The 13,603-nt window shown below is 67.5% G+C and carries 13 protein-coding genes; 6 read left to right on the plus strand and 7 right to left on the minus strand.

The window, feature by feature from the left end:
• Position 1: 1 nt before the first annotated feature.
• On the minus strand, positions 2-1,432 hold the full coding sequence (locus tag LC068_RS11255) for a flagellar hook-length control protein FliK (RefSeq protein WP_226637271.1): 1,431 nt from the start codon (positions 1,430-1,432) through the stop codon (positions 2-4).
• 382 nt (positions 1,433-1,814) lie between these two features.
• Here LC068_RS11255 and flgK point away from each other — a divergent pair, with 382 nt between their 5' ends.
• From flgK to LC068_RS11285, 6 genes are all read left to right on the plus strand, one after another.
• Positions 1,815-3,932 (plus strand): flagellar hook-associated protein FlgK, encoded by a 2,118-nt coding sequence (gene flgK, locus LC068_RS11260; protein ID WP_226637273.1) that lies wholly within the window; start codon positions 1,815-1,817, stop codon positions 3,930-3,932.
• The gene (locus tag LC068_RS11265; RefSeq protein WP_226637276.1) at positions 3,932-4,852 is read left to right on the plus strand and encodes a flagellin; all 921 of its coding nucleotides are present in this window, start codon (positions 3,932-3,934) and stop codon (positions 4,850-4,852) included. The genes flgK and LC068_RS11265 overlap by 1 nt, the downstream gene beginning before the upstream one ends.
• 118 nt (positions 4,853-4,970) lie before the next feature.
• A complete protein-coding gene (locus tag LC068_RS11270) occupies positions 4,971-6,098 on the plus strand; it encodes an MlaE family ABC transporter permease (protein WP_226637278.1) in 1,128 nt (375 codons plus the stop codon).
• Entirely contained in the window at positions 6,095-6,868 is a 774-nt protein-coding gene (locus LC068_RS11275) for an ABC transporter ATP-binding protein (protein WP_226637280.1), read from the plus strand. Before LC068_RS11270 ends, LC068_RS11275 begins: the two co-directional genes overlap by 4 nt.
• Positions 6,869-6,883: 15 nt before the next feature.
• Positions 6,884-7,822 carry an MlaD family protein gene (locus LC068_RS11280; RefSeq protein ID WP_209119811.1) on the plus strand — a complete coding sequence of 313 codons (939 nt, stop codon included), beginning with the start codon at positions 6,884-6,886 and terminating at the stop codon, positions 7,820-7,822.
• Positions 7,819-8,472: an ABC-type transport auxiliary lipoprotein family protein gene (locus LC068_RS11285; protein ID WP_226637282.1), complete on the plus strand. Its 654-nt coding sequence runs from the start codon at positions 7,819-7,821 to the stop codon at positions 8,470-8,472. Before LC068_RS11280 ends, LC068_RS11285 begins: the two co-directional genes overlap by 4 nt.
• Here the strand turns inward: LC068_RS11285 and LC068_RS11290 are convergent.
• From LC068_RS11290 to LC068_RS11315, 6 genes are all read right to left on the minus strand, one after another.
• Positions 8,469-9,329, minus strand: coding sequence for a hypothetical protein (locus tag LC068_RS11290; protein WP_226637284.1), 861 nt, complete (start codon positions 9,327-9,329; stop codon positions 8,469-8,471). The genes LC068_RS11285 and LC068_RS11290 overlap by 4 nt on opposite strands.
• A gap of 43 nt (positions 9,330-9,372) precedes the next feature.
• Positions 9,373-10,032 (minus strand): 3-oxoacid CoA-transferase subunit B, encoded by a 660-nt coding sequence (locus LC068_RS11295; protein ID WP_209119808.1) that lies wholly within the window; start codon positions 10,030-10,032, stop codon positions 9,373-9,375.
• Between the two features lie 8 nt (positions 10,033-10,040).
• Positions 10,041-10,586 carry an RNA 2'-phosphotransferase gene (locus LC068_RS11300; RefSeq protein WP_226637287.1) on the minus strand — a complete coding sequence of 182 codons (546 nt, stop codon included), beginning with the start codon at positions 10,584-10,586 and terminating at the stop codon, positions 10,041-10,043.
• A 5-nt stretch (positions 10,587-10,591) separates the two neighbouring features.
• A complete protein-coding gene (locus tag LC068_RS11305; protein WP_226637289.1) occupies positions 10,592-11,296 on the minus strand; it encodes a CoA transferase subunit A in 705 nt (234 codons plus the stop codon).
• A 90-nt stretch (positions 11,297-11,386) separates the two neighbouring features.
• On the minus strand, positions 11,387-12,175 hold the full coding sequence (locus tag LC068_RS11310) for a DUF1365 domain-containing protein (protein ID WP_226637290.1): 789 nt from the start codon (positions 12,173-12,175) through the stop codon (positions 11,387-11,389).
• Positions 12,172-13,545 (minus strand): NAD(P)/FAD-dependent oxidoreductase, encoded by a 1,374-nt coding sequence (locus tag LC068_RS11315; RefSeq protein WP_226637292.1) that lies wholly within the window; start codon positions 13,543-13,545, stop codon positions 12,172-12,174. The genes LC068_RS11310 and LC068_RS11315 overlap by 4 nt, the downstream gene beginning before the upstream one ends.
• Positions 13,546-13,603 lie beyond the last annotated feature (58 nt).

The following is a 13,603-nucleotide window of genomic DNA, read 5'->3' on the forward strand; positions in this document are numbered from 1 at the left end:
ATCAGACCTTCAGATCGACGCGGTCGCGCGTCAGGGTAAGGGGTTGCCAGACTGCGGCCTCGATCACCGGCGTATCCGCCTGATCGTGGAGGCTGGAGGCGCGGGAGAAGGCGCGACGGTCAAAGCCGCCAAAGCCCTGACCGGCCGATGACGGGTCGCGCTCGGTGAACTGCAGGGCGTCGTTGTCGAGGTGCAGGCCGGCCTGTTCCAGCTGGCGACGCAGCTCATCCGCCCGGCCCCGGAGCTCGGTCGCGGCGGCCGGATTGTCGAACGCCAGACGCGCGGCCAGGCGACCGTCGGAGTCGATCTCGAGGCTGACGTCGACGCGGCCCAGCCCCTCGGGCGTCAGGGCCATTTCGAAGCGGGTCGTGCGTCCGCTCAGGCGGTTCTGGATCTGGGCGGCGATCAGGGCGGTGGTCTCGACCGTCGCGCGCGACAGGGTCGAGAGGCCGAGGTTACGGTCATGCACAGCCGGGCTGAGCTTGAACTCGCCCGAGGGCTGGCCGCCGGTGTTCAGGGCGCCCTCTGCACCGCCGTCGAGAGCCTGAGCCGGGGGAGGGGCCACCGGCTCGCCTGCGGTCCGGGCCACCGGAACCGGCGCCTGGGGTGCCGTGGCCGTCGGGGTGGCGCCCCCGGGCGCAGGCGCAGGGGTTTGCGGACCGGTGGCGCCGTCCGAGGTCTCGCGCGCCTTCGTGCCCGACGCCGGCTCGGCGGCATTGGACGACCGTCCGGATGCAGCTTCACGCGCCTCGTGCGTGGCCAGCAGCCGTTTGATCAGGGTCGGAGCGACAGCCGGGGTCGGTTGCTGACCTTGCGCGGCGGCATCGGGCGTCCTGGCCTGCGCGGGCGCCTGCTCTGCGGCTTCCGGCAGCGGTTCGGTCGACGGGCCCGGGTTCACCTGGGCGGCGTCGGCGTTCTTCTTGCCCGCGACGACCGTCGGCTGATCCGGCAGGACCGGCGGGCCCTCTGCGGGCTTACCGACCGTCGGGGGCACGTGCGGCAGGACTTCGGGGCGGCCCTGGTCCCTGGCTGTCGTCTCGGCTTCATGCGGGAGGATCTGGGGTTCGATGGGCTTCGTCGTCGTCACCGGCGGTTCGTCGGGCAGAACCTCCGGCGTCTCCCCGGGCTTTGCGGTGTTGACGGGGGCAGGGGGAAGGATCTGGGGCTGGCCGTCCGCTTCGGCCGGGACGAGGGTCTGGGCATCGGTGTCCTGGAGGTCGGCGTCCACTGTCACCTTGTCAGCGACGTCAGCGTCGGCACTCCGCCGGACGGGAGCTGCGGCCTGCACCGGCGCTTCCACCTGTTGCATGTCGCCGAGGATGTCGGCGAAGGCCTGACCGGCTGCGGCACTGCCGGCACGCCCCGGGGACCGGGTCGCGGCCTCGGTGGCCGCCCCGCCCTGCAGGGGAGTGAAGACAGTGTCTGCGCGCATCGGGCCGGTGCCCCTCCGAAATGGTTCCAGCCCGGACGGACCGGGCCGGCCAAACCCGTCGCAAGGGCCGGGCCACTTCGGCGATGGCTAGAAAAACCAACGAAAGCAAAGCGTTTTAACCCAATCAGGAAACGGCACCTTCACCCTGCCGGGGCGAAACTTGCCGTGCGGGCGGACGATTCTTGCCCGGTGGTCCGGGCGGCCGGCACGGGCCGTTCGGCTTGGCCCGACCCTTGCGCCGAAATCGGTCGAAGGAATGAGCGCCGATTATGAACGCCAAGAATTACAATGACCTGGCCTCGAGCCCTGCCGTCCCTGCCGGGCAAATTGCGCAGGCGTGCGGGAAGAGCTTGCCGGGTAACGCCCGTCCGGAGGTCTGCTGATGTCGCTGAATGCCATCATGAATACGGCCAACAGTGGCCTGACGGCAGCCCAGACCCAGCTGCGCGTGGTTTCGGACAATGTGTCGAACGTCAACACGCCGGGCTATGTGCGCAAGATCGCCGAGCAGCAGACCCTGGTCAGCATGGGCGTGGGTTCGGGCGTCGAGGTGGCGCGCATCCGTCTGGCCACCGACCGCTTCCTGCAGGCCGCCAGCTTCAACGCGGGGGCCGACGCCGCCCGTCAGTCGGTTCGCTATGAACTCTATGACCGGCTGCAGGGTCTATTCGGTGATCCGGGCGGGGACAATGGCTTCTTCCAGGGCGTCGACAAGGCGTTTGCCGCCTTCGCCGCCGCGGCCGAGGACCCGGCGTCGTCGCCGCGCCGGCAGGAAGCCCTGTTCCGCACCCAGGCGCTGTTCGACGAAGGCAATCGCATCGCCGGGCAGATCCAGGCCGTGCGCGAGGACGCCGATGGCCGCATCCAGAGCGCCGTCGATCAGGCCAACAGCCTGCTGCAACAGATCGAGGCCCTGAACATCGAGATCGCGCGGTCCAGCGCGATCGGCGGTGACGGCTCGGGCGCCGAGACGGCGCAGGCGGCCCTGATCGGCCAGCTGTCCGAGCTCATGGACGTCCGCGTTTCGACCCGGTCGGTCGGCGGGGTGTCGATCCGGACGGGGGCCGGGGTGCTGCTGGCCGGCGAGGGCCATGCGACGCTGGAGTACAACCGCGCCGGCACGGTCAATGCCGAGACCGCCTTCAACGAAATCTGGGTGACCGAACCGCGCGGACAGAAACGCCCCCTGCTGGAAAGCATCACCTCGGGCGAGATCAAGGGGCTGGTCGAGACGCGCGACATCGAGGCGCCCCAGGTCGCCGAGCGTCTGGCCGAACTGCTGACGCGGGTCGCGGACGAGCTGAACCGCGCGCACAATGCCAACTCCTCGGTGCCGGCGCCCACGACCCTGACGGGGCGCAACGTCGGCCAGTCGCTGGAAACGGCCCTGACCGGCTTCACCGGTAATACGGCGGTGGCGGTAACCAACACTGCGGGCCAGGTGCAGGCCCGGGCCGACATCGTGTTCGGCGCGGGGACGATCACTATCAACGGCACGGCCACCACGCCGGCGGGCTTTCTGGCCACCCTGAACGCCGAGCTGGGGGGCGCGGCGACCGCCAGCTTCACCAACGGCGTACTCAGCCTTTCGGCGACGGGTACCAATGGGGTGGTGGTGGCTGACGACCCCGCCAATCCGTCGAACAAGATCGGTCGCGGATTCTCGCACTTCTTTGGTCTGAACGACCTGATCACCAGCGACCGCCCGGCCATTTACCAGACAGGCCTGACCACCAGCTCGCCGCACGGCTTCACGCCCGGCGAGACCATGACCCTGCGTTTCACGGGAGAGACAGGCGCCAAGATTCGCGACCTGAGCGTGGCCATCCCTGCGGGCGGGACGGTCGGCGACCTGCTGACGGCCCTGAACGATCCCGCGACCGGGGTCGGACGGTTCGGGTCGTTCGTGCTGGACAGCACGGACGGCACCCTGAGGTTCAACGCCCTCAACACCCCGGCCCCGCGCATCTCGGTGCTGGAAGACCGGACGACCCAGGTGCCGTCGGGTGTGTCGATCACCGAGCTGTTCGGCATCGGCGGCGGCGTTCGTGCTTCGCGCGGCGACGGCTTTTCGATGCGCACCGACATTCGCCAGAGCCCCTCGCTGCTCGGCCTGGCGCGCTTCGACTTCGCCGCGGGCGTCGGCAGCACGGCCTTGACGTCCGGGGACGGACGCGGGGCGCTGGGGCTGGCGGACGCCGGTCAGGTCAACGCCGCCTTCCAGAGCGCGGGCGACTCCCTGGGCGGGCAGATTTCGGCGTCCCGCTATGCGTCCGAACTGGCCGGGGATATCGGCGGACGGGCGGCCCTGACCAAGACCGCCATGGACAGCGCGGTGGCGCTGCACAGCGAGGCCGCTGCCCGCCAGCGCGCCGAGGAAGGCGTCAATTTGGACGAGGAACTGGTGCTGATGACCACCTATCAGCAGGCCTTTAACGCCTCGGCGCGCCTGATACAGGCCGCCCGGGACCTCTATGACATTCTGTTGGGAATGGTCTGATGCATCGCGTCTCTACCTTTGGAAACTACCAGACGGCCCTGCTGGACCTGATGACGGCCCAGAGCCGCGCGCAGGAGGCCCAGGAGCGGGTCTCGACCCAGAAGGTCGCCACCGACCTGACAGGGTTCGGCCGCAGCTCCGAGACGTTGACGGCGCTCAAGTCGACCCAGAGCCGCATCCAGGGCTTCATCGAGGCGGGCGAAACGGTCGCGGCCCGGCTGGAAACCCAGAGCCTCGCCCTGAACCGCACTGCCGAAGGCGTTGGTGGCGCGCGCGAAGCGATCGCCGCCGCGCTGGCCAGCGGCCGAACCGACGGCCTGATGCTGGAAATCCAGGGCTATTACCAGATCACCCAGGACGGGCTGAACAGCCGTCACCAGAACCGCTATCTGTTCGCAGGCGGCCAGAGCGCCGACGCCCCGGTCACGGCCATGACCCTCGCCGATCTGGCGGCGCTGCCGTCGGCGGCGGACGCCTTTGCCAATGACACCCTGAAGCAGGTGTCGCGCCTCGACGAGGGGACCTGGATGGAAACCGGCTTCCTCGCCAACGAGATCGGTGAGCCCGCCTTCGACATCTTCCGCGACATCCAGCTGTATCATCAGACCACGCCGCTGAACGGCAGCATGGATGACGCGACGCGGGATTTCCTGACCGCCCAGCTGAACCGTCTGGATCAGGCACGCGAGACGGTGACGAACTTTGGCGCGCGCAACGGCTCGCTGCAGAACCGGGTCGACTCGATCCTGTCGTCGCAGAACACCCAGAAGGTGGCGCTGGACGAGATGCTTTCGAAAAAGACCGATGCCGATCTGGCAGAGGCGTTGACCGATCTGGAGCTGTCGCAGGTGGCCATCCAGGCGTCGGCGCAGGTGATCAACCAGCTGCGACAGGTCTCGTTGCTGAATTTCCTGAGCTGACAGCAACCCGGCCGACGTCGGCGCATTTGACACAGGTTCCGCCGACTACGCGGCTCCGGCCCTGTCCGGAGTGATTTCCTCGTGGGCAAAACGCGGCTTCCGTTTTAGTTAAGACCCCATGGCGACCGCCGATTTCGAGATTGAGAGCGACGAGGCGGGGGCCCGCCTGCGCCTGATCGGCGACTGGACCACGGCGGGACTCTCGCGCCACCGGGGCCGGCTTGGCCCGCGCTTGGGCCGTGAGCTCGGCGACCGGTCGGTCAAGGCCCTCGACCTGTCAGACATGGGCCGGCTGGATACGACCGGTGCCCTGATCCTGTCGCGGGTGCTGGGCCGGGATCTCGACGCCGATGCCTGGTCTTCGCGTCCGGAGGCCGGTCGCATCTACCAGCGGGTGGTCAAGGTCGAGTGCAATGAGGGGAAACCCCTCAAGCGCACGCGGGGCCTGACCCGCATGTTCGCCAAGATCGGGCACGGCGTCTACGACATCGGTGGCGAGGCCATCCTGTCGATGGCTTTCCTCGGCCGCCTTATCACGGCGACCGGATCGGCCCTTAAACACCCCGGGCGCATCCGCTGGCCTGCCTGGGTCAGCCAGATCGAACGCGCGGGTCTGGATGCCATTCCGATCGTGGCTGTCACCTCCTTCTTCATCGGCGCCGTGGTGGCCTTCATCGGCGCGGACCTGCTGCAACAGTTCGGCTTCGACGTCTTTGCCGTCGAACTGATCGCCATCTCGGTGCTGCGGGAATTCGCCGTGGTGATCGCGGCTATCCTTCTGGCCGGCAGGTCCTCGTCTTCGTTTGCGGCCGAGATCGGGTCGATGAAGATGAATCAGGAAATCGATGCCATGCAGGTCATGGGCGTCAATCCGTTCCAGGCGCTGGTCATTCCGCGGCTGGCGGCCATGGTGATCATGCTGCCGCTGCTGACCTTCATCGCCATGTTGGCCGGTCTGTTCGGCGGCGCACTGGTCGCCTGGAGCCAGCTGTCGCTCGGGCCGGACTTCTTCCTCCAGCGGTTGGGGACCATTACCGACATCGGCAACCACCTGTTTGTCGGTCTGGTGAAGGCGCCCGTGTTCGCCGTGGTGGTGGCCGCCATCGGCTGTCGCCAGGGCATGGCGGTATCGGGCGATGTCGAGTCGCTGGGGCGCCGCGTGACCGCCGCCGTGGTGCAGGCGATCTTTGCCATCATCTTCCTCGACGCCGTGTTCGCCCTGATCTTCCTGGAGCTGAACCTGTGACCGGGGAGAAGGACGTCGTCATCGAGGTCGAGGGCCTGCTTAGCCAGTTCGGCGACCGGGTGATCCACGAGGATCTGGACCTGACCGTCGAGAAGGGTCAGATTCTTGGCGTGGTGGGGGGCTCAGGCACGGGCAAGACCGTGCTGCTCAACACCATCATCGGTCTCAAGGAGCCCGACGGTGGCGTCGTCCGGCTGCTGGGGCACGACATGGCCGCCGCAACCAAGGAAGAGCTGGCCGACATTGAGCGCCGCACAGGGGTGCTGTTCCAGCAGGGGGCCCTGTTCTCGGCGCTGAGCGTTCTGCAGAACGTGGCCTCGCCGCTGGTCGAGCACACCGACCTGCCGCGCAGCCTGATCGAGGAAATCGCGGCGATGAAGATCGCCCTGGTCGGTCTGGGCCCCGAGTCGCATCACCTGAAGCCGGCCGAATTGTCGGGTGGGATGCGCAAGCGCGCCGGTCTGGCCCGCGCCCTGGCGCTGGATCCCGAACTGCTGTTCCTCGACGAGCCGACTGCGGGTCTGGACCCGATCGGGGCGGCGGCCTTTGACGAGCTGATCCGGTCGCTGGCCGACGACCTGGGGCTGACCGTCTTTATGATCACCCACGATCTGGATAGCCTGTACGCCATCTGCGACAAGGTCGCGGTGCTGGCGGACAAACATGTCGTGAACACGGCCACGGTTTCCGAGCTCGAGCGTTCGGACCATCCATGGATCCGGGAATATTTCCACGGTCCGCGGGGGCGCGCTGCCCACAGGACCGGCTGAGGAGCCACACAGGATATGGAAAGAGACGCCCACTACGCCGCAGTCGGCATCGCCACGGTCGCCCTGGCCGCGGCGCTGATCATCTTCTCGATCTGGCTGGCGCGCCTGTCGTTCAACGAGGAATACGACCTCTACGATATCGTCTTCTACGGACCTGTGCGCGGCCTGTCGGAGGGCGGCGAGGTGCACTTCAACGGCATCCGGGTCGGCATCGTCACGGACCTGAGGCTGGACCCGGAGAAGGGCGACCAGGTCGTGGCCCGCATCCGCGTCGACGCCACGACGCCGATCCGCGTGACCTCGCGCGCCCAGCTGGAGCCGCAGGGCATCACCGGCCTGAACTACATCCAGATCACGGCCGGCACCGAGGGCAGCGCCCTGCTGAAGAGCCAGTATCCCAACAATGTCGTCCCTGTACTGCAAAGTCAGCCCAGCCCGATCGCCGAGCTGTTGTCCGGGTCCGGCACTGTGCTGGCCCAGACGGTCGACGCCCTGAATCGTATCAACCGGGTGCTGTCCGACGAGAACATTCGCTCCTTCTCGCTCAGCCTGAAGAACATCGAGTCCCTGACCACCGAGTTCGAGGCTCGCAAGGGCATGTTCGACGAGCTGGAGCAGGCGCTGGTCCGCGCCAATGCCGCCATGGCCGAATATCAGGCGCTGGGCGAATCCGCCCGTCGCCTGATCGAGACGGATGGCCAGCAGGCCGTGAACAACCTCAACCGCGCCGCCGACCAGGCCGCCCAGGCAGCAGAGTCCGCCAATCGCATCGTCGAGGGTCTGGAGGGGCCGGTGAACGACTTTGCCGCCAGTGGCTTGCCCCAGCTGGAGGAAGCCATCCGCGGTCTGGATGCGGCCACCCGCTCGCTGGAGGACCTGGTCGACGAGGTCCGGACCAGCCCGCGCGAGTTCATCTCGCGGCCCTCATCGAATGAACTGGAGGTTCAGCCATGATCCCGGGATCGACCCTGTTCCTGCGCCGCGGCCTCGCCGGTCTGGCTGCTCTGACGGTGGCCGGTCTGGGGCTGGCCGGGTGTGCCCTGCTGTCGACGCCCGATCCGGTGCAGCTGTACCGCTTCGGCCCGCTGGACAGTGCCTTTGTCGGCGAGCGCAGCCCGGCGACAGTGCAGGTGGCCCTGCGACGGATCGAGTTTCCCGACGCCGTCTCCGGTGAGCGCATTCTGGCCGTGACGGGCAATGAGGCCGCCTATATCGGGGGCGCCCGCTGGGTATCGGACGCCGAGGACCTCTATACCCAGAGCCTCGAGACGGCGTTCGCCGGCAGTCCGTCCAATGTGCGACTGATCGGAGGGCGGGAGCTGACTCGCGCCGATGTCTCGCTCGATGTGGATGTGACGACCTTCGAGACCCGCTATGCCTCAGCGGGCGGGGTGCCACGGGTGGTCATCTCGGCGCGCGCACGCCTGCTGAGCATGCCCGCGCGGGACGTGATCTCGGAACAGGTCTTCTCGGTCAGCCAGCCGGCGGACGAGAACCGGATCAGCGCCATTGTGGCGGCCTATGACGCGGCCACCCAGGATCTGAACCAGCAGATCGTCGCCTGGACCGAGGCCAATGTCGGCCGGGCGGCAGCCGCCCGCTAGCCGTTTCGCAGGCTTTCCAGCCGGGCCACCTGGGCCTTGCGGCGGTCCAGCGCGGCCGAGACGTCGGCGCGGATGCGGTTGAGCGTGGCCAGCAACTGATCGCGCAGGGCCTCCAGCTCCGACACGTCGGGGCGGACCTTGCGCGGGCGCTTGCGATCCAGCCCCAGCCGGGCGGTCCAGTCCTCCTGCCAGTGGGAAAACGCCGGGGCCGCGCGCCGCAGGGCGTCGGTCGCCCAGGCGTCGGCATTCTGGACGGCACGGACGCAGGGCAGGGCGGTGACGCCCGAGGCCCGATGGCGGTCCAGATCGTCGACGCGGGTGCGCAGTGCCGCCTGCGGGTCCCGGGGAGCGTCTTCGCCCTCACCGGCCACAGGCGGCGGGACAAGCGCCTCGAGCGCCACCTGGACGTGGCCGTTGATCTCGCGCACGCCGTCACGGAGGGCCTGCAAGGCGCCCTCCATCGCCTGACCGCGGCTTTCGACGCCCTTCAGCCGCTCCTCGATTTCCGCAAGTGTGTCGCCGACCGTCCGGACGGCGGCCTGAAAGGCGCCTCTGAACCGCTTGAGCCGACCATTGCGGCTGTCGAACAGGCCGCCCAGCCCGCTGCGGGGCACCAGATCGCGGGGGCGAAGGCCCTCGATGCAGCTGACCAGATGATCCAGCCGGGCGACGGCCTCGGTCAGGTCGCCGGTGCGCGCCTCGGCCAGCACGCGGTCGAGACAGTCGCGCACGGCCGCCCGCGAGCGCTCGCCATAGGCCGAGGCTTCATCCGCATGCAGTTCAGTCTGCATGCCCGCCAGCCGGTCGGACTCCGGCGCGGGGATCGCCCACGCGCGCACACTGCTGCCATCCGCCATCACATCACCCTCCGCTTCGGCCTGTTCCGGCCGATTGGCGGGACTATGCCAGCGACTTGAGTTTTTCGGAAATTGTGTAGCTGGCCTCGGTCTTTGCCGCGACCTCTTCCAGCGTCACGCCGTCGGCCAGTTCGATCAGCTCCAGCCCCGCGCCGTCCGGCTTGACGTCAAAGACGCACAGGTCGGTGATGATGCGGCTGACCACGCCCGTGCCGGTCAGCGGCAGGGTGCAGGCCTTCAGGACCTTGGACTGGCCGTGCTTGTTGGCGTGATCCATGACCACCACCACGCGCTTGACGCCGGCGACCAGATCCATGGCGCCGCCCATCCCCTTCACCAGCTTGCCCGGGATCATCCAGTTGGCGATGTCGCCGTTCTCGGCCACTTCCATGGCGCCGAGGATGGACAGGTTGATGTGGCCCCCGCGGATCATGGCGAAGCTGTCGGCCGAGCTGAAATAGCTGGTCTCCGGGATCTCCGAAATGGTCTGCTTGCCGGCGTTGATCAGGTCGGGGTCGACCTCGTCCTCATAGGGGAAGGGGCCCATGCCCAGCATGCCGTTCTCGGACTGGAGGGTGACCTCCATGCCGTCGGGAATGTAGTTGGCGACCAGGGTCGGGATGCCGATGCCCAGGTTCACGTAGAAGCCGTCCTGCAGCTCTTTCGCGGCGCGTTCAGCCAGTTGTTCGCGGGTGCGGGGCATGAGTGCTCCTAGCTTTCAGAGTGGTGGACGAGATACTCGGGCGGAACGGAATCGACCAGCCAGACCCCATTGTCGGCCTGGTAGAAGACGGCGTTCCGGGCGGCCATCGCTCGGCAGTCGATCCTGAGTACCACGGGCGCGCCGTGCCGCTGGCCGACCTTCACTGCGGTTTCGACATCGGACGACAGATGAACCTGGCGGCGCGACATTGGGCGAAGGCCTTCGGCGAGAATGCTGTCGAGGAAACGGGCGGCGGTGCCGTGATAGAGCGTCATCGGCGGCTCCTTCGGCGTCAACCTCAAGTCAACATCGACCGAATGCCCTTGAGCGGCGCGGATCGAGACGCCGTCTTCCGAAAGACTGAAGCGCTTCTTGTCACTCTCGGCGACCAGTCGATCAATATCTGAGCGGGAAAGAGGATGCCCCATGGCGGCCAAGCCGGTGAGAAGATCGTCGACCGGCACCCAGCCGCCATCGCCTAGCACCAGCCCCGCTTGGGCTGGGTCGTGTCGAAGGACGAGGCTTAGCAACTTGCTGGCTTTGACGTCGGACATTTGGATCAGGCGCTTTCGCGCGTCCGCACGGTGCGCTGTTCGATGCGCTTTTCGAAAGTGCCCTTGATCAGGCGGTCGACATAGATGCCCGGGGTGTGGATCTGGTCGGGGTCCAGCGAGCCGGTGGGCACGATTTCCTCGACCTCGACCACGCAGGCCTTGCCCGCCGTCGCCATCATCGGATTGAAGTTGCGGGCGGTCTTGCGGAACATCAGATTGCCGCGCTCGTCCGCCTTCCAGGCCTTGACGATCGACAGGTCGGCGACCAGCCCCGTTTCCATCACATAGTCGCGCCCGTCGAAGTTGCGGACTTCCTTGCCCTCGGCCACCAGGGTGCCGACGCCGGTCGCGGTGAAGAAGGCCGGGATGCCCGCGCCGCCGGCCCGGATCCGCTCAGCCAGGGTGCCCTGGGGGTTGAACTCCAGCTCCAGCTCACCGGCCAGATACTGGCGCTCGAACTCCTTGTTCTCGCCGACGTAGGACGAGATCATCTTCTTGATCTGCCGGGTTTCCAGCAGCTGGCCGAGGCCGAACCCGTCGACGCCGGCGTTGTTGGAGATGACCGTCATCCCCTTGGTGCCGCTGTCGCGCAGGGCGGCGATCAGGTTCTCGGGGATGCCGCACAGGCCGAAGCCGCCGGCCATCACGGTCATACCGTCGAAGGTCAGACCTTCGAGCGCACTCTTGGCGTCAGGGTAGAGTTTCCTCATCGCTTCCTCTTATTTTCATCGTCTGATGAAATTGGGTCCGTCTGTTCGGTCTCTAGTGTGACCGGTCGCGGGGGGCAACCCCGCAGCGGGTCACAGTGCCGTGCCGTGGGTCACCGGACGGACCGGGGGACGGCCGCGTACGCGATAGCGCGCGCCCTTGAGCATCAGTTTGATCGCTTCCCAGTGAATGGCGGCGATCACCTTCCAGGTCAGCAGCGGATGGGACCAGAAGGCGCGGGCCAGATGGGCGTCGTCGAGCGGTCGATGCTGCCCGGCGAAGGTGGCCGTCAGGATCGGTTCGTCGCCGCGTCTGACATTCACCGTTACCGACAGATCATCGCCCGGCGGGCGGACGACCAAGTCGTAGGTCAGACCCATGTCCATGAAGGGGCTGACGAAGAAGCGTTTGGGCGCGCTTTGGCGAACGGGACCGGCATCAGCCTCGGGTCTGGCGATCAGATAGCTGTGCCGCTCGCCAAAGGTGTTTGACACTTCATAGACGAGGGCCCTGAGCGCCCCGTCCGGCCCGTAGCAGAAGTAGACGCTGAGCGGATTGAAGCCGTAGCCCAGAATGCGCGGCATGGTCAGCAGCCGGATGGGGCCCCCGTCTAAAGCGATCCCGGCGGCTGACAGATGATCCTCGATCTGGGTGCGCAGGGGGCGCGGATCGCCCGGAGCGCCATAGTCGGCGGCGTGCCAGCGCATCAGACCCCTGCGACCGGGCCGCAGCCATTTCAGCCGCGAAAGCTTGTCCCCGGCGGCATCGAGATCGAGCAGCAGCATATAGACGCGGTAGCGCAGCCGGTGGTCGAACGGGCGCACGCGCCGGTGGGTCACCTCACCGACGTAGAGACCGAAGGCGGGTGTGGCGGTCGTCACGCGGCTCGTTCGAGCGCCACGCCGGGAGCGGGGCCCAGGTGAATGCGACCGCTCTCGTTTTCAACCGACCAGGGCCTGCGGACGCCGCCCAATTGCTCGGCCACGGCGAGGCCCGCCTGGATGCCGTCCTCGTGGAAGCCCGAACCGAACCAGGCGCCGCAAAACCAGACATTGCGGCGTCCTTGCAGGCTCCAGAGCTGCTTCTGCGCCTCCAGCGCCGCGGCGTTGAAGACAGGGTGCTCATAGTCCCATTCGCCGAGCACGGTCTCGGGCGCGGGCTCGACGGCGGGGTTCAGGCTGACGAACAGGGGCGGGCCCTCAAGGCTCTGCAGTTCGTTCATCCAGTAGGTGACGCCGCCCTCGCCGGCGCGCTCGGAGAAGCCGAGATGGCTCCACGCTGCCCAGGCCTTGCGCCGCTTGGGCATCAGCCGGGTGTCCCGGTGCAGGACGGCCCGGTTCGGGCGATAGGCGATCGCGCCCAGCAGGTCCCGTTCCTCTGCCGACGGCGATTCCAGCAGGCGCAGGGCCTGATCCGAATGGGTGGCCAGCACCACGGCATCGAACCGCTCGAACCGGCCGTCGCGAAAGCGCAGGGCGGCCTCGTCGCGGCCCCGGACCACGCTCTCGATACCGGCATGGGTGACGACCGTGCCGGCGAAGTCGGCCAGCAGGCGCGACACATATTCCCGTGACCCGCCGGTCACGGTGCGCCAGGTCGGGCGCAGGTCGTACTTGAGCAGATTGTGGTTCATGTAGAACCGGACGAAGGCCGCAGCCGGATAGTCCGTCATCTGGTTGAGCGTGCACGACCAGATGGCTGCCGCCTGGGGCAGCAGGTGCGCGTCGCGAAACAGCGGACCGTAGCCCGAGCGTGTCAGATAGGAGTCGAGGGTCTCGCCGCTGCGCTCCAGCTCGGGCAGGTCCTTCGGCGCCTGCTTCTGGAAGCGCAGCAGATCGCCGATCATGCGCCAGAATTTGGGGCTGGCGTAGTTGCGCTTCTGGGCGAACAGGGCGCTCACCCCATGGCTGGAATACTCCAGCGCCCCGTCGTCGATGGATACCGCAAACGACATATAGGCCGGCTGGGTCGGCACCTTCAGATGGTCGAACAGCGCGGTGAGGTTCGGGTAGTTGTCCTCGTTGAAGACGATGAATCCTGTGTCGACCGCGGTAGGGGTGCCGGTGTCCTCGACGGTGACCGTATGGCTGTGCCCGCCGATGCGGTCGTCGGCCTCGTACAGGGTCACCTGATGGCGCTTTGACAGCAGCCAGGCCGCCGAAAGACCCGCTATCCCGGAACCGATGACAGCGATCCTGAGGCCGGTCGCACGGGCGGGATCGGGGTCCGAAGTCACGAGATGGGGGTTCATGGTCTCTCCCTGGGGCCGTCTTTCGGGAAGCTACGCGGCGGCGGGCAGGTCAGATGAC

The sequence above is a fragment of the Brevundimonas poindexterae genome (assembly GCF_020524625.1).
Taxonomy (GTDB): Bacteria; Pseudomonadota; Alphaproteobacteria; order Caulobacterales; family Caulobacteraceae; genus Brevundimonas; species Brevundimonas poindexterae_A.